This is a genomic window from Longimicrobiales bacterium (assembly GCA_035764935.1).
In the GTDB taxonomy this organism is placed as follows: domain Bacteria; phylum Gemmatimonadota; class Gemmatimonadetes; order Longimicrobiales; family RSA9; genus DASTYK01.
In genome coordinates, this window is record DASTYK010000075.1 from 1 (window position 1) to 22,702 (window position 22,702).

General features: G+C 68.0%; 14 protein-coding genes and 1 tRNA gene. 10 read left to right on the plus strand and 5 right to left on the minus strand.

Annotation, left to right across the window (positions count from 1 at the left end; all coding sequences use genetic code 11):
- Positions 1-408 precede the first annotated feature (408 nt).
- The 5 genes from VFU06_05900 to VFU06_05920 all read left to right on the plus strand — a co-directional run bounded on the left by VFU06_05900 (position 409) and on the right by VFU06_05920 (position 7,493).
- Positions 409-990 carry a thymidine kinase gene (locus VFU06_05900; protein HEU5208928.1) on the plus strand — a complete coding sequence of 194 codons (582 nt, stop codon included), beginning with the start codon at positions 409-411 and terminating at the stop codon, positions 988-990.
- Between the two features lie 62 nt (positions 991-1,052).
- Positions 1,053-4,256 carry an N-6 DNA methylase gene (locus VFU06_05905; GenBank protein ID HEU5208929.1) on the plus strand — a complete coding sequence of 1,068 codons (3,204 nt, stop codon included), beginning with the start codon at positions 1,053-1,055 and terminating at the stop codon, positions 4,254-4,256.
- Positions 4,257-4,309: 53 nt separating this feature from the next.
- On the plus strand, positions 4,310-4,813 hold the full coding sequence (locus VFU06_05910) for a hypothetical protein (GenBank protein ID HEU5208930.1): 504 nt from the start codon (positions 4,310-4,312) through the stop codon (positions 4,811-4,813).
- A 14-nt stretch (positions 4,814-4,827) separates the two neighbouring features.
- Positions 4,828-7,362: a DEAD/DEAH box helicase gene (locus VFU06_05915; protein HEU5208931.1), complete on the plus strand. Its 2,535-nt coding sequence runs from the start codon at positions 4,828-4,830 to the stop codon at positions 7,360-7,362.
- A gap of 58 nt (positions 7,363-7,420) precedes the next feature.
- Positions 7,421-7,493 (plus strand) — tRNA-Asn (locus tag VFU06_05920).
- Between the two features lie 179 nt (positions 7,494-7,672).
- Here VFU06_05920 and nifJ read toward each other — a convergent pair.
- Positions 7,673-11,278: a pyruvate:ferredoxin (flavodoxin) oxidoreductase gene (gene nifJ, locus VFU06_05925; protein HEU5208932.1), complete on the minus strand. Its 3,606-nt coding sequence runs from the start codon at positions 11,276-11,278 to the stop codon at positions 7,673-7,675.
- On the minus strand, positions 11,275-12,951 hold the full coding sequence (locus tag VFU06_05930; GenBank protein HEU5208933.1) for an NAD(P)-binding protein: 1,677 nt from the start codon (positions 12,949-12,951) through the stop codon (positions 11,275-11,277). The genes nifJ and VFU06_05930 overlap by 4 nt, the downstream gene beginning before the upstream one ends.
- Positions 12,952-13,512: 561 nt before the next feature.
- Between VFU06_05930 and VFU06_05935 the strand changes: the two genes are divergently transcribed.
- A complete protein-coding gene (locus tag VFU06_05935) occupies positions 13,513-13,893 on the plus strand; it encodes a hypothetical protein (GenBank protein ID HEU5208934.1) in 381 nt (126 codons plus the stop codon).
- Positions 13,894-13,916: 23 nt separating this feature from the next.
- Positions 13,917-14,360 (plus strand): hypothetical protein, encoded by a 444-nt coding sequence (locus tag VFU06_05940; protein HEU5208935.1) that lies wholly within the window; start codon positions 13,917-13,919, stop codon positions 14,358-14,360.
- Here VFU06_05940 and VFU06_05945 read toward each other — a convergent pair.
- Positions 14,350-15,453, minus strand: coding sequence for an adenylate/guanylate cyclase domain-containing protein (locus VFU06_05945; GenBank protein ID HEU5208936.1), 1,104 nt, complete (start codon positions 15,451-15,453; stop codon positions 14,350-14,352). The genes VFU06_05940 and VFU06_05945 overlap by 11 nt on opposite strands.
- 253 nt (positions 15,454-15,706) lie before the next feature.
- Here VFU06_05945 and VFU06_05950 point away from each other — a divergent pair, with 253 nt between their 5' ends.
- The 3 genes from VFU06_05950 (at position 15,707) to VFU06_05960 (ending at position 19,571) form a co-directional block, all read left to right on the plus strand.
- Entirely contained in the window at positions 15,707-16,777 is a 1,071-nt protein-coding gene (locus VFU06_05950) for a Fe(3+) ABC transporter substrate-binding protein (GenBank protein ID HEU5208937.1), read from the plus strand.
- Positions 16,778-16,881: 104 nt separating this feature from the next.
- Positions 16,882-18,525 (plus strand): iron ABC transporter permease, encoded by a 1,644-nt coding sequence (locus VFU06_05955; GenBank protein HEU5208938.1) that lies wholly within the window; start codon positions 16,882-16,884, stop codon positions 18,523-18,525.
- Positions 18,522-19,571, plus strand: coding sequence for an ABC transporter ATP-binding protein (locus VFU06_05960; GenBank protein HEU5208939.1), 1,050 nt, complete (start codon positions 18,522-18,524; stop codon positions 19,569-19,571). The genes VFU06_05955 and VFU06_05960 overlap by 4 nt, the downstream gene beginning before the upstream one ends.
- Before the next feature lie 14 nt (positions 19,572-19,585).
- On the opposite strand, the gene pdeM is transcribed toward VFU06_05960, so the two are convergent.
- Together pdeM and VFU06_05970 are read right to left on the minus strand one after the other, a co-directional pair.
- Positions 19,586-20,257, minus strand: coding sequence for a ligase-associated DNA damage response endonuclease PdeM (gene pdeM, locus VFU06_05965; GenBank protein HEU5208940.1), 672 nt, complete (start codon positions 20,255-20,257; stop codon positions 19,586-19,588).
- Complete coding sequence (locus VFU06_05970) at positions 20,250-22,691, minus strand: ligase-associated DNA damage response DEXH box helicase (protein ID HEU5208941.1); 2,442 nt, start codon at positions 22,689-22,691, stop codon at positions 20,250-20,252. Before VFU06_05970 ends, pdeM begins: the two co-directional genes overlap by 8 nt.
- Positions 22,692-22,702 lie beyond the last annotated feature (11 nt).

The window sequence follows — 22,702 nt, forward strand, 5'->3', positions numbered from 1 at the left end:
CCGCTGAGCACTGCGAAAAACGCCCCGATGCTTCCGATGACAGCGTTGAACACCAGCTCACCCCCCTCCGGAAGTCATGTCGGTAGCTAGAAAACCGCATCACTCCGCTAGGCCGCTGGTCCGCTATGATCGACCCTTGCCCGCCTTTCCAGGTACAGGTAGACGTCCGTCCGACCTGATATGACATCACCGCCAAAGTTATAGTGACTGGATACACACGCGCCCCACGTTAGGCGACATTATCCTTCGGCGGCAGATCTGTGTAGTCTGGGGAACCATTTAATTATGCTGACGGGATGCAAGGTAAGTCAAGCTTTGAGAATCCTTTGGATGGAGCGGCTGCGTCTGTCCCGCCCTCGACCAACCTATTAAACTCGCCCCATGGATTACCCAGGCAGAGACGGCTGGGTGGAAGTCATCAGCGGCGTCATGTTCAGCGGCAAGTCCGAGGAACTGCTGCGCCGGGTCCGACGTGCCACCCTGGCCCGGAAGTGCGTCCAGGTCTTCAAGTCACACCTGGACGAACGCTACGGCGGACTTGGATTTGTAAGCACACACGACGGCGGTCGGATCGAGTCCGAGCCGGTCTCGACATCCGCGGAGATCGCGGAACGTGTTCGGGGCGATACACAGGTCGTGGCGATCGACGAGGTACAGTTCCTCGATAGCGGAATCGTCGCCGTCGTGTCGGAGCTGGCTGACCGGGGCGTACGCGTGATCGTCTCGGGAACCGACATGGACTTCCGGGGGGAGCCGTTCGGCCCGATACCTCAACTGCTGGCCATCGCCGAGAAGGTCGACAAACTCTACGCGATCTGCGTCGTCTGTGGGCAACTGGCAACCCGGAACCAGCGCCTGATCGACGGCAGGCCCGCGCCTGCGGAAGGGCCCACGATCCAGGTCGGTGGGACCGAAACGTACGAGGCGCGGTGCCGCAATTGCCACGTCGTACCCAGCCGGGATCGCGCGCAGATTCGACTTCTTGACTGAAGCAGCCGTAACGTCCCGCCGAGCCATTCCGGCGCCCCGCGCCGGGGGCAGAGTTCCGCCGCATGCAAGACTCCATGCGCGCGGCGCTGCAGGCCTGGAAGGCAGGGGACACCCAGCCGCTCATCGAACTCCTCGGCTTTCGCCCCGAAGCCGGCGCAACCAGTGAGGCGATTGCCACGATCGGGCGTGCCGGTACGACGAGCGCCGTCCTGCTTCGCTGCGAGGCTTCGGAGGCGCCTGCCGTTGCCAGGACCGTTCGGGCCCGCGACGGCATCCGCCAGCACCTCTTCATCATCCGCACGCCGGACCCTGACCGCCTCGAGCTGATCGCGTTCCGGCCGGACGGCGAGCCATGCCGGCTCGCGGCAGGAATAGACCAGATCCGGCCCGCCGACCTGGACACCCTGCGTGAGATGGCATCGGAGGGCGAGGTGGGCATTGCGCTCTTCCTGAAGCACCTTCGTGCACTCGATCGACGTCGTGTAACGCGCCGATTCTTCGAGGCGTTCCGCGCCATGCGCTCCCGTGTTGCCGCGGAGTGGACCGGTGTTCCCACGACTCGCCGCCGCGAGCGCGAGCGCCTCGCGCTGCTGTTTCTGTCCCGACTGATGTTCCTCTACTTCCTGCAGCGGGAGGGCCGGCTTGCCGGTCGCACAGACTATTTCCGTTGGTTGCGCGGCAGGTATGCCCGCCTCGGCACGGAGCGCAGCTTCTATCGGGCGGTCCTGGTCCCGCTCTTCCACGGTGCGCTGAATCGCCGCCCCGCTCATCGCACCGGGCCAGCGAGACGACTCGGACGCCTGCCGTACCTCAACGGGGGCCTGTTCGAGCGGGATCCACTGGAGCATCGCTACAAGGGCCTGGACCTGCCGCTGCCGGTAAGCGATGCCGTGTTCGATGAGCTGCTGGAGCGCTACCGCTTCACGACCCGCGAGCATGCCGCCACGCTGGGCGAGGGCGGCGACGGCGCCGTGGATCCGGAGATGCTGGGCAGGGTCTTCGAGGGCTTGATGGACAGTGACGAGCGAGGTCGCACCGGCACGTTCTTCACCCCGGCACCTCTCGTCGACGAGGTCGTCCGTCACGCGCTCGCCGCGCGCATCGCCGACCGTTGCTCCGTTGCTGCGGATACGGCGCTGGAGTGGCTCGGCCGTCCCGAGACGGCACCATCCGCGGCGACCGAAGCGATCAGCGGCATACGCGTCCTCGATCCGGCCTGCGGCTCGGGCGCGTTTCTGCTCGGCGTGCTCACACGCATCGCTTCGTTGCGCTCGGGGAGCACCCGACAGCCCGATCTGCAGCAGATCGTTGGTGAGGCGCTGCATGGCGTCGACCTCCAGGATGATGCCGCCCTGCTGTGCGCACTTCGCCTCTGGCTCGCCCTGACGGCCTCCGCCGGTCGCAGGACGCCGCGACTTCCCAACCTGGAGCGTCGAATCCGGCAGGGTGACGCGCTGCTCGATCCGCTGGATCTGTGTGTGACCCCACGGGGCGCGCAATCGCTGACACGGGCACCGGACCCGCGGCTGCGCAAATCGATCAACGAGCTGTCCGCCGCGGCGCGCGCTTTCCTGACGGCTGAACCCGCCGACAAGCGGTCGCTCGCGCATGCGATCCAGCACCTGGAACGACAGGTCGCCGAGCACTGGGCGGACACACACCTTCAACGCCTTCACCGTGCCGAGCGCGAGCTGCGCGTAACACTCGATTCGCCCGACCTGTTCGGTCAGCGAGTCTCACCGCGACATCCGCTCCAGCATGATCTCGTCGAGATCCGGCGTCAGATGAAAGAAGCGCGCGCCCTGCAAGCTCGCCTGCGCCGCCGCGGGAACCTCCCGTTCTTCAGCTATGTCGTTCACTTCGCCGATGTGATGCCGGACGGCTTTGATGTCGTCGTGTCCAATCCACCATGGGTGCGCGCGCACAAATGGCCCGCCTCGACCGCGGCGCTGGTGCGCGAACGCTACGCGACCTGTGCGTCGCCTGGATGGGAGTACGGCGCGCGTGCTGTCGGGGTGAGCCGCGGCGTCGGTGCGCAGGTCGACCTCGCGCTGCTGTTCCTCGAACGCGCAGTCCGGGTGCTCGCCTCGGGTGGAGTCGTCGCGATGCTGCTTCCGGCCAAGCTGCTGCGCTCGCTCTATGCCGCGGGAGCACGTCGACTGCTGCTCACGGAGACTGACGTGCTGCGCATCGAAGATCGCAGCCTCGATGCGCGGACGGGCTTCGATGCGGACGCATTCGTCGTCACGATCGTCGCACGGCGAAAGCACGCACGCGATCTCGGGCAAGCCCGTGTTCAGGTCGTGATGCACCGCGCCAACGCTCCGCGTATGCAATGCTCGCTCAGCCCCGGTGAGCTCCCGTTGATCGCGAGTGACGTGGACGCTCCCTGGCTGATCGCGCCGGACGAGGTGCGACCAATCCTGCGCCGCATGCAGGAGGCGGGCGCGGCAATCGGCAGGCATTCCGGCGTACGGATTCGTCGCGGAGTAATGACCGGGGCGAATGACGTGATGCTGCTCGAACAGGTGGAGCACGTGCTCGGCGGCCTTGCGCGGGTCCGCTCTCAAGGATGCCGTGGTGCCGAAGACGAGTTCAGTGCTACGATCGAGAGCGATTGTATTAGACCGGTGCTGCGCGGCGCGGACGTACGCGCCTGGCAATGCACACCGTCGTGCCACGTCATCTGGCTCTACGATCAGCACCTGCGTTTGCGGCATCCTCCCCGACACACACAGCGCTACCTCGAGCGCCACGCGGAGCGGCTCGGCAAACGGCCGGGCAACGCGGCGCACGGTGCGCTCTTCCGTCTTTCGGGAGCATTGCTCGAGAGCATGGTCGTATGGCGGGACATCGCGCCTTCACTTCAGGCTGCAGCGCTCCCGCGCTGTGACGGGCGGCCTGTGCCCCTCAACTCGGTGTATTTCATCAGCGTCGGCCGCGACGATGACGCGGCATTGCTTCTCGCCGCGTACCTCAACTCGCTGCCCGTTCGCGTCTTCGCCCGCACGGTCGCCGAGCGTGCCAAGGACGGATTCTTCCGGTTCTTTGCGTGGACCATTGCCGTGACGCCGCTTCCACGGTCATGGAGGCAGGACACTGCACGTGAGCTGATTGCCCTGACCCGGGCTGCTCACACTGCGGGTGCTGCGCCGGACATTCTCTCCCGCATCGATGCCGCAGTCGGCGCCGTGTACGGGCTCACCTCTGAGGATCTGGCCACACTGCGGCAGTTCGATGCATGGCTGTCCGGCGAACCGAGATGAGGTTGCACGCGCCCGGCCTGGTCGTGATATCCGGTGCTGCGGAACCGGAGCTGATGGAATCCACGATGCGAGACCTGCTGGCTGCATCGTCCGACGTGGCGCTGGCCGTGGAGCATGTTCGTCTGCCGTCGCTGCACCGCGTCATCGATGTGCTGGAGCACGTCGGTCACTGTCGCATGGCACTCGCGCGACTCGAGCTGCACCACCTGGGCATCGGCCCTCGGCCGGATGGTGCGGACCGCAAGGGCGTCGAGCGACTGCTGGCCTACGCAGCCAGCGGCCGGCTCGAGATCCGGTCCGCAGGTGCGATGCGCTGGGATCCTGATTTCTCGCTGTTCAGGATGGCGGATCGACGCTGCGGCACGTTTTGCCTGTTCGGTGCACACTACCTTGCACCGCCGCATCCCGGGCTGGACTGGCCGCTTACATGCCTGCTCACCCGACGCGCCGCCGTCAGGCGAGTGGCAGCTCATTTCGAGCAGCTGTGGGACGCAGCCCATGATGTGCTCGGACCGGTTGTGGAATCGCTGGAGCGGGAGCTCTGCGGTTCACGCTGACTCCGCCGGCCGAAGTGTGGTCGATTCTCGCGCGGACCCTCATCGGTCCGCAGGACCATGCCCCGGATGGCCAGCGGCTGCCGCTCACGCGCCTGCAGGAGGAGGGCGCCCGACGAGCAATCGGGATCATGACGCGGTACGGCGGCGTGATCGTCGCCGACAGCGTCGGCATGGGAAAGACGTTTGTCGCGCTGCGAATGGTCCGGGACGCGCTCGCGCGTGACTGGAACATCATCGTCGTCGTTCCTGCAACACTGCGACGGAAGTGGTGGGCAGCGCTCGGATCCGCTGGTGCTGCTCCGCAGATGGCGCCTCCGGCCGGGCAAGCCCCTGCGAGTCGCGTCATTCTCACATCCCATGCGCGCGTTCATCATCTCGGGATTGCTCGCGATGACCGGCCGCGCCTTGTAATCGTCGACGAGGCCCACCAGTTCCGGAACCCGCGCACCGCCCGGTATCGTGCGCTGGCACGGGTTACGGCCGATGCCCACGTAGTGCTGCTGACGGCCACACCGATCAACAATCGTGCTGCGGACCTGTACTGGCTGCTGCGGTTGTTTCTGGGTGACGGCGCCCTTGCCGGAGTGGGTGTGCCCGATCTCAGAGCCGCTCTGCTCGAGTCGGACTCGCGGGACGATGCGCTCATGCGACGCGCAGCGGCAGCAATCGTCGTGCGCCGCACGCGCGCGGACTGGGCTCGCGCCGGCGAAGATAATGTCGCAAACGTCCGGTTCCCCCGGCACCATCCGCCGCGCGCCGTGGCATACGAACCGGACATGGATGAGTTGGGCCTCCTCAGCTCCATAGAGCAATCATTGCCGCGACTGCGGCTCTCCGCGTTCGAAGTGCCGCGCCGGCATATGCACCGCGCACCGGGAAGCACCGCGATGCTCGTGCGCTTCGGGCTGCTGAAGCGGGCCGAGTCCAGCACGGCTGCGCTCCGCGAGTCGCTTCTGCGACTCCTGCGGTTCCTGGATGCGTTTGCCGATGCCGTTGCGTGCGGAGGGTACATCCGCGCAGGGGACATGCGTGAGCGCGATGCGCTGCAGCTCGCATTGACGGCACTGGTCGCACGACCGCTGCCCCGCTCCGCTGACCGCGCAGCCCTGCACGAGGACGTGCTCCACGACAGCGAACTCGTCCGGCAGATGCTCGCAGCCGTTCCATCCGGCGTTCCGGCCAAGCTGAGAGCACTGCGCGCACTGCTGCGGGAGCTGGACGACTCCAGGTGTGTGGTTTTCACGGAGTACACTGAAACGGCGGAAGCACTGTTCACTGCACTGCCGCGTGCTGGTACTGCACTGCTGCACGGAACCCGTGCAGCGGTTGCGAGCGGTGCCGCCAGCCGCAGGTCGGTCCTGGAAGCCTTTGCCCCCATCGCCTCCGGCTGCGCCTCGCCGCAGCTGCACGAGCGCATCCAGACCCTGATTGCGACTGACGTCCTCGCCGAAGGACTCGACCTCCAGGATGCGAACCACTGCATCAGCTACGACCTGCCCTGGAACCCCGTCCGGCTGATGCAGCGGGCCGGTCGAATCGACCGGCTCGGCTCGCCTCACTCGGACGTGTACGTCTGGTACTTCCAGCCGCGCAACGAGATCGAACGGTGGATCGGGCTCATGCGGCGGCTGCGCGGAAAGGTCGAAACCATCGCGCGCGCCGTCGGCGCAGAGCACGGAGTCGTCGGCGAAGGAGACGGCGAGGGCAGCGCAGCGCCCGGAGCCATCGTCGCGGCAGCCAGCGAGGTCACCCCGGAGAAGCGAATTGGCGCACGACGCGGAGCGGCCGGTGCTGAGCACGACGATGCCGTCCTCAGGATGTTGGGTGCATTGCTCGATCGTGTCGCGCCGCATTCCCCTGAACGCCGGCAAGCGTGCGACGTGGATGTGACAAAGTCGGCCAATCCCGTGAGAGGCGCCGTGATCGCCATCGACGCCAGTGTGCTCGACGACCTCGTCGGAGCATGCGGCCAAAGCGCGGCCCACCTGCCCGAAGATCGTGACGCCATGCCCGGCACGCGCCCGGTTCCGCACGTTGATCGCCTGCTGCTCGTTCGGCGCGAGGCGGGTGACGGCGCATGGGTCGACTGCCTCGCGCTGCGTACGAGCGATGCGGGCAGGCCCACGATGCTTGACCCGCCGTCCACCCTGCGGATGACGCTCCGCCTGGGCGAGTTGCTCGCCGCAGGACGATGGTCGCAGCCGGACGGTGGCGTCGCACTCCTGCCGGCTGCGTGCGAGACAGTCGGCGCAGCCGCCGACGTGGTCAACCGTGACCCCGCCGCCCGGGCCGTGGCCGATCGGATCCGGTCCGTGCTCCTCCGCAGCGGTGGCTCGGCCGACCCGGTCAGCCTGGCGCGGGCCGATCGGCTGCTGCAATGCCTGGAGCCCGGGGTTCCTGCCGCTACCGCGAACGCGCTCGCAACCCTCCTCCGACGTTCCGGCCAGTCCGATCTCGGGCTCCTGCTCGACCGGCTCGAGACGCTGCTCCCCTCAGGGCGCCGCCCGCGCGTCACGGTCGCGTTGCTCATCTGCGCCCGCAACGGATGAGCGGTACGGCAGCTTGACCGCCCTGCGCAACCGCTTGTATATTTGGAGGCTCGGATATTCCCGCGTAGCTCAGTTGGTAGAGCAGGTGACTGTTAATCACCGGGTCAGAGGTTCGAGTCCTCTCGCGGGAGCTACATAACGACGCGGCTTTTCGGGCCGTCTGGGTTCTCTCAGGCGGCCCTTTTCGCGTCTCTGTGTGCCGGGAGTGTGTACCGCTGGCGACCGGCACCACTTACTCTCACTCGCCATACCGGCGTCAAGTGCGTGGACTTGCAGACGCCGGCCGGTTCGCTGCGGGCTCAGCCCGTTGTCAGGTCCATGTGCGGCTCTTCCGTGCGTCGGGCGCAAACTCGGCCGCACTGCGCGTCGCCATCTCCTCGTAGACCGCCCACCGCTGGTTGACGGCCTCCTGCCCCAGCGCGAGCAGGCGCTCGGCCTCCTCCGGACTGGCATTCGTCAGCATGCGGTAGCGCAGTTCCCGGTAGATGTAGTCCGAGAGCGGAATCGACGGACGCGGCGAGTCGAGCTGGAACGGATTGCCGCCCGCTGCACGGACCACCGGGTCGAAGCGGATGAGCGGCCAGTGCCCGGAACGCACCGCGCGCTGCTGCTGGCTCAAGCCCTCGCTCATGTCGATGCCGTGAGCGATGCAGTGGCTGTATGCGATGATGAGCGACGGCCCTTCGTACGCTTCCGCCTCGCGGAACGCGCGCAGCGTCTGCTGCGGGTCGGCGCCCATGGCGACACGCGCGACGTACACGCTGCCGTACGCGATGGCCTGGAGCGCGAGATCCTTCTTCGGCACGGCCTTGCCCGCGGCTGCGAACCGGGCGACGGCGCCGAGCGGCGTCGCCTTCGAGGACTGGCCGCCCGTGTTCGAATAGACCTCGGTGTCGAGCACGAGGACGTTGACGTTGCGGCCGCTCGCGAGCACGTGGTCGAGGCCGCCGGAGCCGATGTCGTACGCCCAGCCGTCACCGCCGACGATCCAGATGCTGCGGCGGATGAGATGGTCGATGACGCTGCGCAGGTCGGCGACGGCCGGATCGTCCATGCCATCGATGCGACGCTGCAGCTCCTCGACGCGCGCGCGTTGCGCTGCCAGCTCGGATTCGCGCACCTGGGGCGCCTCGAGAATGCCGTCCACCAGTTCTGCGCCAACGCGGTCACGCAACTCGGCCAGTCGCGTGCGCGCGAGTCGCGTGTGCAGGTCGGCCGCGAGCTGCAGTCCCAACCCGAACTCGGCGTTGTCCTCGAAGAGCGAATTGGACCAGGCCGGTCCGCGCCCCTGCCCGTTCGTCGTCCACGGTGTGGTCGGCAGGTTGCCGCCATAGATCGAGGAGCAGCCCGTCGCATTCGCGACCGTCGTCCGGTCGCCGAACAGCTGGGTGAGCAGCTTCAGGTACGGTGTCTCGCCGCAGCCCGAGCATGCGCCGGAGAACTCGAAGAGCGGCTCGAGGAACTGCGTGCCGCGGACCGTGCCGAAATCGACCCGCGACCGATTGTTGACCGGGATCGTCTCGAAGAACGCAACCTCACCCGGGCCATCCTTATGGCGTGGGCCGGCCGCGACGAGGTTGATCGCCCTGCGCGCGGTGCCCGGCACAGGGCTGATCGGACACGCCTCGACGCACAGGCCGCAGCCGGTGCAGTCCTCGGTATAGATTTGCAGCGTGTAGCGCGTGTCAGGCAGTCCGGCCGCATTGAGCGGAGCGCTTGCGAACGATGCAGGCGCACCTGCCAGGACCGCCTCGTCGTAGAACTTCGCTCGGATCACGCTGTGCGGGCAGACGAAGCCGCAGTTGCCGCACTGGATGCAGGTCTGCGGGTCCCATTCGGCGACGAGGTCGGAGATGCGCCGCTTCTCGTATGCAGTGGTCCCGCTGGGCCAGGTCCCGTCGATCGGCAGCGCACTCACAGGCAGTTCGTCGCCGCGACCGGCCATCATCAACGCCGTCACGCCGCGGACGAATTCAGGTGCATCGTCGGGGATGAGCGACGGCCGTGCGCGGGTGGACCGGGCACCGGCACTGGTGTCGATCTCGTGCAGGTGTGCGACGGCAGCATCGACAGCGGCCTCATTGCGCTCGATGATCTCAGCACCACGGCGCGCGTACGTCTTGCGGATGGCCCGCTTGATCCGCTCGATCGCCTCGTCCCCGGGCAGCACACCCGAGATGGCGAAGAAGCAGGTCTGCAGCACGGTGTTGGTGCGGCCGGCCAGCCCGGCGTCGGCTGCGACACTGTCGGCATCGATCGCGAACAGCCGCAGCCTCCTGCTGACGATCGCGTCCTGCACCGGTTCGCTCAGGCTCGCCCACACCTGGTCCTTCGGCGTCGCCGTGTTCAACAGCACGACAGCACCGGGTTGCGCCAAGGCGAGGACGTCGAGGGTGTCGAGTAGCCCTTCGTGGTGAATGCCGACGAACTGCGCACGGTTCACGAGCCACGGCGCGGCGATCGGATGCGGGCCGAAACGCAGGTGCGAGATCGTCGTACCGCCGGACTTCTTGGAGTCATAGACGAAATACGCCTGCGCGTACCTTTCCTCGCCCAGGATCTTGATGGTGTTCTTGTTCGCGCCGACCGTGCCGTCTGAGCCAATGCCGTAGAACACCGCGCGTACGGTCTCGCGGTCCTCGATGTCCAGGTCCGCGTCGTAGTCGATGGAGGTGCCGGAGACGTCGTCCGTGATGCCGACCGTGAACCGGCGCGGCGGCTCCGGTCGGGCCAGTGCGGCAAACACGCCTGCCACCATGCCGGGCGTGAACTCCTTGGACGAAAGGCCGTACCTGCCACCCGTGACACGCGGCATGGCCGGCCGTTCGCCACCGGCCACCGCCTCGGCGAGTGCGGCAACGACGTCGAGGTACAGCGGCTCACCGCCCGCGCCGGGCTCCTTGGTGCGGTCGAGCACGACGACGGCGCGCGTCGATGCCGGGATCGCGGCGACAAGTTCCTCTGCAGGGAACGGCCGGTACAGCCGGACCTGGAGCACACCGACCTTCTCGCCCGCTGCGACGAGGTGCCGCACGGTCCCGGCCGCGGTCTGCCCACCCGAGCCCATGATGACGATGACGCGGTCCGCGTCGGGTGCACCGGTATACGCCACCAGATCGTAATGCCGGCCGGTCAGGGCACCGAGTTCGCGCATGACATCGCGGACGATGCCCGGCGTCGCTGCATAGAACGGGTTGACCGTCTCGCGCGCCTGGAAGTAGACGTCCGGGTTCTGCGCGGTGCCGCGGATGAACGGACGCTCCGGACTGAGCGAGCGGAGCCGGTGCTCGCGCACCAGCGTTTCCGGCACGAGCGCGCGCAGTACCTCGTCATCGAGCAGGTCTACCGTGTTCAGCTCGTGCGAGGTGCGGAAGCCGTCGAAGAAATGCAGGAACGGCACGCGGCTGCGCAGCGTTGCCGCCTGCGCGACGAGGGCGAGGTCGTGCGCCTCCTGTACCGATGCGGATGAGAGCAGCGCGAAGCCGGTCTGCCGCACCGCCATGACGTCCTGGTGATCACCGAAGATCGACAGTCCCTGCGCCGCGATGGATCGCGCGGCAACGTGGAACACCGTCGGGGTCAGCTCGCCGGCGATCTTGTACATGTTGGGGATCATCAGCAGCAGGCCCTGCGACGCCGTGAACGTCGTCGAGAGCGCACCGCCCTGCAGTGCACCGTGCAGCGCGCCCGCGGCACCTCCCTCGCTCTGCATCTCGATCACGGTCGGTACCGTGCCCCAGATGTTGGCGACGTCGTGACTCGACCACTCGTCGGCGAGTTCCGCCATCGTCGAGGACGGCGTGATCGGGTAGATGCTGCACAGCTCGCTCAGGCGGTATGCGACGCGCACCGCCGCCTCGTTGCCGTCGATCGTCACCCTCTGGGGCGCGGCGGTCCGGGTGGCCGTGATAATCATCGCCCGGCTCCTGCAGCGGGAAGGAACACGTTGTACGGCAGTGGATCCAGCTCGCCGATCATCTCGATCGCGTGGACCGGGCACTGGCGGGAGCACGTCGCGCAGCCCGTGCATCGGTCGTAATCGAATGCATACCGCTGCCCGGCACCGAGCTTGACGATCGCGTCCTCCGGGCAGGAGCCGAGACAGCCATCGCACTCGAAGCAGTTGCCGCAGGAGAGGCAGCGCCCTGCCTCGAACTCCGCTTCCGATGCGGACAGCCCGGCCATCACCTCGTCGAAACTCCTGACCCGCGCCGCCGGATCGAGCGCCTCCTGTTCGCGACGTGCATGGTCGCCGAAATACCAGAGGTTGAGCCTGTCGAGACTGACTTCGGGATGCCTGGGTCGCGGCTGATGGACGCGCCCGCGCAGCCATGCGTCGATGTTACGCGCGGCTTTTTTGCCGTGACCGACACCCACGGTGACGGTGCGCTCGCTCGGCACGGCATCGCCGCCTGCAAAGACACCGGGCGCGCCGGTCATCAGTGTCGCCGGATCGACCTGCACGACGTCACCGTCGAAATCGATCCCCGGCAGCGCGGCGAGGAAGCGGGTGTCGCTCTCCTGGCCGAGCGCGAGGATGACCGTGTCGGCCTCGAGCGTCTCGAACTGGCCGGTCGGTCGGGGTTTGCCTTTTTCGTCGAGCTCCTGGATCTCGACCGTGAGGTCGCCCGCGCCCATCGATGCGATCGTGCGCAGCCAGTTGATGCGGATGCCCTCCGCCTCGGCGTCGCTCGCCTCCTCCTCCTGCGCAGGCATCTGCTCGCGCGTGCGCCGGTAGACGATGATCGTGTCGTCCGCGCCGAGCCGGCGCGCGACACGCGCCGCATCCATCGCGGTGTTGCCACCACCATAGACCGCGACGCGGCCGAGCGAACCGGTACTCTCACCGGACTCGACACCGCGCAGGAAGGAAACCGCATCGAGAATGCGGCCCGCGTCCTGGTTGGGGATGTCCACGCGCTTCGACAGGTGCGCGCCGACTGCGACGAAGGCCGCGTCGAAAGCGCCGCGCTCGATCTCGGACTGCAGGTCCGTCACGACGTGGCGCTGCTCGAACTGAATGCCGAGGTCCCCCAGCCGGGCGATCTCCGCGTCGAGCACGCCGCGCGGAAGGCGGTAACTCGGGATACCGTACCGCATCATTCCGCCGGGAAGCTCGCTGTTGTCTCGGACGACCACGTCGTGACCCAGCATGCTCAGGTGGTACGCGGCGGAAAGGCCGCTCGGCCCGGCACCAACGACGAGAACGCGCTTGCTGGTCCGGACTGGCGGGCGGACGAACGTCCAGCCCTTCTCTATCGCGAGGTCGCCCAGGAACCGCTCGACGGAATGGATCGAGACCGCGCCGTCCATGAATCCGCGGTTGCAGGCGGTCTCACACGGGTGATAGCAGACGCGACCGTGGATCGAGGGGAACGGGTTGTCCGCCGTGAGCTGGCGCCAGGCCGCCTCATGATTGCCAGCCTTCGCGTGCGCCAGCCACGCCTGGATGTTCTCACCGGCCGGGCAGCCGGCGTTGCAGGGCGGCAGCAGATCGACATAGACCGGCTTCTGCGTCCGGACCGGTCCGGCTCGGCGCCGGCCAGATCCCAGCGATGACAGTGGAGCGATATCCCGCTGCTCGTCCATCACGACGCACCTCCACCGGCGGTTGGGACATCCACGGAATCGCTGCTATTGCATGATAGTCCGCCGCGATTGGCTGCCTAGGGAGCAATGGCCTTCGGCGCGCCGGTCTGCCGCTTACGCCGTGTGGGGCCTTTCCCTGCCGGACACTTTCCTGCTGGCGCGGCCTGACCTCGAGCGTGGTGGCTTGTTGACGAGGAAATTGTGCGCGTGGTACATTTCTCTGTGTGAGATGGGAATTGAACGGGAGTGGCCCCTTTCTCCCGCCCATTTCTCTCGTGGGGAGCTGAACGACCCCCGGTAGTACACGCTTCCGGGGTCGTTGCACAGACGGCGGAGATTCCTCTGCGTGAGAGCCGGCGTCCGGCTCCCGACCGTTCAGACAAAAAACGCAAACGCGTGACCATTCAGGCGATGAAGCCTTTGATGCGACGCTGTCCCGGGCCGGTCGTGTGCCCGTCCGTCGGCGCTTCGGCTGTTCACCACTTCCCGCAACAGCGCGTGGCGCCGTCTCGGCAACGGGGCCGTCGGCATTCCGCGCGCCCTGTACCGGAACGTTGATTCATGCGACGCAACCGCATCACGCTGGTCCTGCTGGGCATCCTTCTCGTCACGACGAGCGGCTGTGCCTCCGTCATCAATCCGATCGGAGACCTGATGTACGGTGTGGCCGACAGCGGCACGGAGTACGAAAACGACCAGTGGACGCAGTACTCGACCTGCGATGACGGCAGTCAGTTCCGCCTCGTGTTCAATGTTTACAACAACGAGCAGTACGCGAACATCCGCAACCTGACGAACGGTCGGCTGCGGGTGATCTTCAAGTGGGACAACGGCGTGACCGACACCTTCACGCTCGAGCCAGACGAGTGGCAGCAGACGAGCCGGGTGCACGCCCGCCACGATGCCACATGGTCGTTCACGTGCAACTACCGGGCTGGTTAACCAATCAACCGTTGGAGATCCGAATGCGTGCGACGAAGCTCGCGATCCCGCTGTTTGCAGCGGGCCTGTTCCTCAGTGCGTCCGCACACGACGTGCAGGCGCAGTCCTACGCCGAGACCGTCTGGACTCAGCTGCAGCACGTCTACAGTGCAGTGAACGAGAACGACTACCGGCTCGAGAACTACATCATCGGCCGGCTCGACGACTCCGCGACGGACTCCTGGTCTTTTCAGCTCTCGGCGGGCACTACCTACATGGTCATTGGTGCCTGCGACGAGGACTGCTCGGACCTCGACATCGCGGTGCGCGACGAAGCCGGCGACGTGGTCGCTCAGGACAACCTGGACGACGATGCCCCGGTCGTGACCTTCACGCCGTCGAGATCCGGCCGGTTCAGCATCAGGACCAGCATGTACGAGTGCAATGCGTCGTACTGCTATTTCGGGTTCGGCCTCTTCAAGCGTTGACGTGGCTCGCGGCGGCGCCCTCAATGGCGTCGCCGCGTTCCGGAACCAGGCCGAGCAGCGCCACGGCCTCGGACTTCCCCCGCAACGAGACCGGCGAGACCGCCTGAAAGCGCGCGCGCTGAGCCGGATCCAGTGAAGCCACCGCCTGGTTCGAGGCCAGGAGCGCGAAGCCGAGCTCGTTGCACCTCGACTGTATGCGCGCTGCCGTATTCAGCACGTCACCGTGGTAGACATGCGCCCGCTGCAGCGTGCCGACTTCCGTGATCACGACGCGGCCCGCGTGCACACCAGCCTTGAATCCGGGCGCCAGGCCGTAGAGCTCCACGTAACGCCGGTTGCCCGCGATGACCACCGCGCGCATCCGGTCGAAGCAGTCCAGCCACCGCCCTGCAGCCCGCCGCCCCTGCCAGACGATCAGTGCCGCATCCCCGATGTACTGACACACCTCGCCCCGCGATTCGTGGATCGGCGCGGAGATGTCCACGAAGAAGTCGCGCAGCAGGGCGCTGAAGCGCTCGTCGCCGAGAACCTCGGCGGCCGTTGTCGAGCCGCGCAGGTCGACGAACATGAACTCCGCGTACACCGTCTGGGGGCGGTGGTACCGGCCGGTGAGCAGCCGTGCCACGTTGCGCGGACCTACCAGCAGGACGAGCTGCGCCAGGAAGCTCGCGCTGAAGGCGAACGCCGTCGAGAACACCAGGTCGCGCGCGAACGGCGGGCTGCCCAGGTATGCCGCGACGCATGCCGCATACTCGCACTCACCGAGGGTGGCCGGCTCGACGGACAGCACCAGCGACAGCGTCAGCGCCACGCCGAACGAGTAGGCCAGCGTGCGGATAAGGATCGCGCGCGCAAAGGAGTGGCGCTGGAACCAGCGGCGCAGCGATGTCTGGTGCTCGGCAAGGCCGATCGCCGTGCCGAGCAGCAACCCGATCGTCCCGGCCTCCAGGTACTCGACCAGCGTGCGTGGATAGAACAGGGTGTTGTAAAGGATGCCGAACATGATGCCGGCGGCTGCAAACGGCAGAATGCCCTCTGCCGCAAACCGGAGGCGGCCTCGCCCCGGAGAGACCTGGATCGGTGCAGTGCTCACACTGCCTCCGCCATGGAACCTGCTCAGCCCACCGCCGTCCTGGCACCTCGCCGCAATATACGGCCGGCCTGATCCGGCGAGGCCGACGTCGTGTCCGCAGCCGTCCATGCCCCGACGCCTGACCCAGCGCCCCGTCCCGCTGCCCTGAACAGGTCCGCCGGTCTACGTGTCGGCCCGCTCGCTCGCCTTGACACCCCACCCTCCACGCCCCAAGCTTGGTGTGTTAGATTGAGACTCATTCTCAACGAGCAAGATGACCAGAGCGATCCGTGTATTTGCCGCAGCCGCGGCGGTCCTGGCGACCGCTGCCTGCGTGGACGATACGAGCGAGCAGGCCGGGGCGACCGGCGAGGGGGCGACATCGGCGGAGGCCGGCGTCGTCAACGTGTACTCCCACAGGCATTACGACACGGACCAGGAGCTCTTCCGGCGCTTCACGGAGCAGACGGGGATCCAGGTCAACGTGGTCACGGCAGGGGCGGACGAGCTGATCGCGCGGCTGGAGTCGGAGGGGTCCTCCACCCAGGCGGACATGCTGATCACGGTGGACGCCGGCCGGCTGCACCGTGCCAAGGACCGGGGGCTGCTGCAGCCGATCACGTCGGAGACGCTGGAGCAGAACGTGCCCTCGCACCTGCGCGATCCCGACAACACCTGGTTCGGCCTCACGCGCCGCGCGCGGATCATCGCCTACGCGAAGGACAGGGTGCAGCCGTCCGAGCTTTCCACGTACGAGGCGCTGGCGCAGCCGGAGTGGCAGGGTCGTGTGACGGTCCGCTCGTCGGACAACGTCTACAACCAGTCGCTGCTGGCATCGCTGATCGCGCATGATGGTGCGGATTCGGCGCGTGCGTGGGCGCAGGGCATTGCGAGCAACCTGTCGCGCGAGCCTAGCGGTGGTGACACGGACCAGATCAAGGCGGTCGCGGCGGGCACCGGCGACGTCGCGATCGTGAACAGCTACTACCTGGCCCGGCTGCAGTCCTCGGACGACGCGGAGGAGCAGCGCATCGGCAACATGATCGCGCCGTTCTTCCCGAACCAGGACGACCGCGGCACGCACGTGAACGTGAGCGGCGCCGGTGTCACGACGCACGCGAAGAACCGTGACAACGCCGTCCGCCTGATCGAGTTCCTGTCGAGCCCGGAGGCGCAGCAGCTTTTCGCGCAGGGGAACCAGGAGTACCCGGCCAACCCGTCAGTGCAGCCGTCCGCGACGCTGGCGGCATGGGGCGAGTTCCGGGCTGACACGCTGAACCTTTCGACGCTCGGCGAGCTGAACGCCGAGGCCGTCCGTATCTTCGACGCTGCGGGATGGAGATAAGCTCTGCTGCGGTGACGCGTGCGCGCACACACGCGCGCATGTTTCCGGCGCGATCGGTTCCGGTCGCGCCGCCGCGGCGTGATGTACGTGATCGTATCCGCGCAATGCCTGCGCGCGTCGGCTTCGGTCCGCGTGCGTGGGCATTTGCTGCGCTCGCGGTAGCGAGCCTGCTGTGGATCCCGATTCTGGTGGTCGGCGCCCATGTCCTGACGCCGGCGGGCGAGACCTGGGCCCACCTGGTCGACACCGTCCTGTTCCGCTACGTCGGCAGCAGCGCCCTGCTCGTGGCTGGCACCGTCGCGCTCGCCTTCACGATCGGTGTGGGTGCGGCGTGGCTGGTGACCGCGACTGAATTCCGCGGTCGCCGCATCGTCGAGAGCATGCTGATCCTGCCGCTCGCGGTACCGGCGTACGTCGCTGCCTACACGTACTCGGGCATGCTGGACGTGACCGGTCCGATGCAGCGCGTGGTGCGCGCACTGGTGCCCGCGCTCTCCGACAGTGTGCTGCACGTGACGGTCGCCGGGCCGAAGGCGGCGATGCTGATCTTCGGGATGGTGCTGTACCCGTACGTGTACGTGATCGCGCGTGCGAGCTTCCGCCGCCAGTCGCGCACCGTGCTCGAGGCGTCGCGTGTCCTCGGCCGCAGTGCCTGGACGACGTTCCTGCGCGTTGCGCTGCCGCTCGCGCGGCCGGCCGTCGTCGCAGGGCTCGTGCTGGTCGCGCTGGAGGTGCTGAACGACTACGGCACGGTCCGCTTCCTCGGCGTGACGACGTTCACGACCGGCATCTTCCGCGCATGGTCCGGGATGGGCGACCTGGACGCGGCGATCCGCCTTGCGGGGATGCTGCTGCTGTTCGTGCTGGCGGTGCTGCTGATCGAGCGAGTGCAGCGCGGCCGCCGGCGCACGGACGCCGGTATCGAGACGGACATGCCGATGCGCCGCTGGCAGCTGCGCGGCGTGCGCGGGGCTGCGGCGTTCCTGTTCTGCGCGCTGCCGATCCTGTTCGGCTTCCTGGTGCCGGTTGCACAGCTCGGCTACTGGGCGCTCCGCACAGCCTCGCGCGTGGTCGACGCGCGGTTCCTGCAGCTCATCGTGAACAGCTTCTCGCTCGCGATCGGTGCCGCCGTCCTCGGTGTCGGCCTCGCGCTCATCGTCGCGTACGCGACGCGCGTGGTGAACGGGCGCGCCGTGAAGGCAGCCGCACGCGTCGCGGTGCTCGGCTATTCCGTGCCCGGTGCGGTGATCGCCATCGGTGTGCTCGCACCGCTCAGCGCGCTGGACCGCGGGCTCGGCTTCATGAGCGCTTCAGTGTTCGGCATCTCGACGGGTATCCTGCTCGGCGGCACGGTGGCCGCCCTGGTTTACGCGTACGCGGTCCGCTTCATGGCCGTCGCGTACCTGCCGATCGAGGCCGGCTTCGACCGCGAGTGCCGCGACCTGGACTCGGCCTCGCGCACGCTTGGCGTCGGCACGACGGGGACGCTGCGGCGCGTCGGGCTGCCGCTGCTGCGTGCCGCGCTGCTCGGCGCGGCGATCCTGGTGTTCGTCGATGTCCTCAAGGAGCTGCCGGCCACGCTGATCCTGCGACCCTTCAACTTCGATACACTGGCGACCAGGGCGTTCCAGCTCGCCTCCGACGAGCAGATTGCCGAGTCCGCATGCGCAGCACTGATCCTGATCGGCGCCGGCGTGCTGCCGGTGATCGGGCTGGACCGACTGCTCGGGGGGCGCAACAGCCGGTGAGCCGGCTGGTCCTGCGCGACGTCGGGAAGACGTACCCCGGGGCCGCGCGCGCCGCACTCCGCGCCGTCGACCTCCTGGTGGAGCCGGGCGAGCTGGTCGGCGTCGTCGGTGAGAGCGGCTCCGGCAAGACCACACTCCTCCGCACGATCGCAGGTCTCGAGTCGCCGACGACCGGCACCATCGTGATCGATGACCGCGTCGTCTCGCGCCCGCGCGACGTGGTCCCGCCCGAGCAGCGCGGCGTCGGCCTCGTCTTCCAGGATTACGCGCTCTTCCCGCACCTCACGGTCGAGCGCAACATCGCCTACGGCCTGCACCGGCTGAAGCGGCCACAACGCCTGCGGCGCGTGCAGGAGCTGCTCGAGCTGGTCGGCCTGGCGGGCCTCGGCGGGCGCTATCCGCACGAGCTGTCGGGCGGGCAGCGCCAGCGCGTCGCAATCGCGCGCGCGCTCGCACCCGATCCCGCCGTCCTGCTGCTGGACGAGCCGTTCAGCAACCTGGACACGGCACTCAAGGACGAGCTGCGCGCCGAGGTCGGCCGCATCCTGCGCGAAAGCGGCACGACCGCGCTCATCGTCGTGCACGATGCAGACGACGTCCTGGCACTGGCCGACCGTGTCGCGATCCTGCGCGACGGCGACCTCTGGCAGATCGGTTCGCCGCGCGAGCTGTACGAGCGGCCGCGCGACGCGTACGTCGCACGCTTCTTCGGGCCGACCAACATCATCCCGGCAATCGCGCGCGACGGCGTGTTCGAAACCTCGCTGGGCGACGTCGTCTCGCGACTCGCGGCAGGAAACGGCGCGCCAGTCATGCTGTCGGTGCGACCGGCGGACATCGAGCCTGCACCGGGCGGTGCAACGGCGACCGTGCTGCGCGCGAGCTACCGCGGCGCATTCGTCGAGTTCACCGCGACACTGCAGGACGAGAGTGGCACCGGACTGCAGGTCGTCGGCAATGCGCCGGCCGGTGCGAACCTGACCGTGGGGCAGGAAATCGGGCTCAGGATCCGGCAGAACGGCGTACAGCTCCTGGGCGGGGCATAGCGATGGAACGCTGATCAGCCGGCGCCCACCACCTGCACCACCTCCGTCCCCGCGATCACGAACACCCGGTCCCCGTCCGCCGGCTCGATCTCGGCCATTCCCGTGAAGTCGCCGAACGCGGGCAGCACCGCTCCCGCAGCACCGATGCGGAAGCAGGGCAGCCGCGCGCGCATGCGTGCCCGCCCGCGCAGGGTGACACCCGGATGCACGTGCCCGGCGATCACGTAGCCGAGCGGTGACTCCGCCGGATGGTGCGTCAGCACGAAGGGCGCCTCGATCATGGGCGCATCGACGCACGTGATCCCGAGCGACGCGGGCGGATCACCCGCCTCGCGGTCGTGGTTCCCGCGCACGAGCACCATCTCGACCGTGCCATGCCGGAACCGCCACTGCTCGATGGCGTCCAGCGTGGCCGGCGCGCGTCCGGCGCGAGCGTGCAGGAAATCGCCGAGAAACAGGATGCGCGCAGCATGTGTCCGCTCCAGCAGCACGTCGAGCCGCTGCAGTGATGCGTGCGTGGTACCGTGCGGCACCGGCACGCCATGCGCGCGAAACGTCGCGGCCTTGCCGAAGTGGGTATCCGCAACGATCAGCGTGCGCGTGTGCTCCCACAGCACCGCGCGTTCGGGGTGCAGCCGGAGCACCTCACCACGAACCCGCGCCTCGGCGGGAGTCGCGTCACGCACCGGCGGCGCGCTCCAGCGTCGCCTGCATCCTGCGCACGCGCGTCTCCAGCGTTTCCGACGAGACGCGCTCGCGCGTGCGGTCGACCAGCAGCGGAAACGCGAGCGGCGGGGTGCGCTTCGGCGTGGTGATCACGACACGCGCGGCCGACAGTCGCTCCAGCGTGCGGCCGAGCCGTGAGCTCTCGAGCTGGCGCTCCAGCACTTCACGGTGCGCCTGCGAGACCAGCAGGTTGCCCGGATCGAAGCGCGTGAACACGTCGAAGAACAGCCCTGCCGAGGCCTGGAGCTGGCGCGCCGTCTTGCCGGAGCGGGGAAAGCCGGGAAAGACGAGTCCCGCGACGCGCGCGATCTCGCGGAACTGCCGCTTCGCCATCTCGGTCGCATTGAGCGACGCCGTCACGTCGTCCAGCAGGTTGCGTGGCGCGAGCAGCCCCTGCTCGAGCGCTTCTTCGAGCGGCGCCTCGTCCGGCGCGAGCAGCTCCATGCCGTAGTCGTTCATGGAGAACGCAAAGCTGATCGGCTGCAGTCGCGAGATGCGATACGCGAAAAGGGCGGCCAGCCCCTCGTGCACGAGCCGCCCCTCGAACGGGTAGATGTAGTAGTGATGCCCCTCGCGCGTGCGCACGTGCTCGATCAGCAGCTCGTCGCTGGTCGGGATGCGGGACCACCTCCGCTGCACCTCGAGGATCGGCTTCACCGCCTGCATCTCCGGCCCGCGGTACTCGCCGCGCGCCGCCTCCTCGAGGCGCATGCGGAGCATGTGCGCGAGCTCGCCCGACAGCGGCAGCCGGGCTCCCATCCAGCGCGGGATCGCGCCCTTTGCCGATTGCGCGCGCCGCACCCAGGCCTTCATGTCGCGCACGCGCACGAACTCCAGCGGCTTGCCCGCGAAGATGAAGCGGTCACCCGGCGTCAGTCGCGCGATGAACGATTCCTCGACGGAACCCAGCCGCCCGCCACGCAGGTAGTGAACGGCGATCTCGGCGTCGCCGGTGATCGTGCCGATCGACATGCGGTGGCGCCGCGCGATCTGCTCGTTTGCAACGACCCACCGCCCCTCACGCTCGACGATACGCGCGTACTCGGGGTACGCCGTCAGTGCGCCGCCACCGCTGCGCGCGAAGTCGAGCACCCACGCCCACTCGTCGTCGCGCAGCTCCGCATACGCGCGCGTAGTGCGCACCTCGTCGCGCAGTGCATCCGCCTCGAAGCCGCCGCCCAGCGCCACGGTGATCACGTGCTGCACCAGCACGTCCAGCGGCCGCTCGACGGGGTAGCGCGATTCGATTGCGCCCCGCTCGATGCCGTCGCGCGCGGCCGCGACCTCGATCAGCTCGAGCGAGTGCGTCGGTACGCAGGTGACGCGGCTGACCGCGCCCGGCTGGTGGCCGCTCCGCCCGGCGCGCTGCAGCAGCCGCGCGACGCCCTTGGGGCTGCCGACCTGCAGCACGCGATCGACGGGGGAGAAGTCTACACCGAGATCCAGTGACGATGTCGCAACGACGCAGCGCAACGTCCCTTCGCGCAGCCCGCGCTCGACCCAGTCCCGCCGCTCCCGGTCCAGCGACCCGTGATGCAGTGCGATCCGGCCGGCCCAGTCGGGTCGCGCGCCGAGGATCGCCCGATACCAGATCTCCGTCTGCGAGCGCGTGTTGGTGAAGACGATCGCGCTCGCCCCCTCCTCGATCGCGGTCACCACGTGCGGCAGCATCTGCGTGCCCAGGTGACCCGCCCACGGGAAGCGCTCGATCGAGTCGGGGATCAGCGCATCGACCACCACGCGCTTCGGCTCCTGGCCACGCACGATGCAGGCGGACGCCGGCTGCGTGCCGAGCAGCGTCGCCAGCGCGTCGTCGAGGTTGCCGATCGTGGCGGACAGGCCCCAGGTGCGCAGCCCCGGTCGAAGCGCACGCAGTCGCGCGAGCGCGAGCTCCACCTGCACACCGCGCTTGGTGCCCATCAGCTCGTGCCACTCGTCCACCACCACGAGCTGCAAGGACGAGAAGAGCCCGGCAGGATCGGCCATGGAGAGAAACAGCGACAGCGACTCGGGCGTGGTCACCAGTGCCGTGGGCAGCCGCCGACGCTGCCGTGCACGCGTTGCCGAAGACGTATCCGACGTGCGTGTCTCCAGCGTCCACGGTATGCCCATGCCCTCGATCGGCAGGCGCAACGCCTCGGCCGTGTCCGCCGCCAGCGCCCGTAGCGGCGTGATCCAGAGCACCCGCAGCGGCGGCGTGGACGAGTGGTCAGAATCGTTCAGCCATTCGATGAGCGCAGCCAGCCACACCGCGTACGTCTTGCCCGTCCCCGTCGCGGCATGCACCAGCCCGCTCTGGCCGCGCGCGTACGCCTCCCACACCTCGCGCTGAAACGCAAAGGGACGCCACCCCCGCGCCCTGAACCACGACTCGACTCGCCGCGCCCCGCTCAACCGCGTCCGTG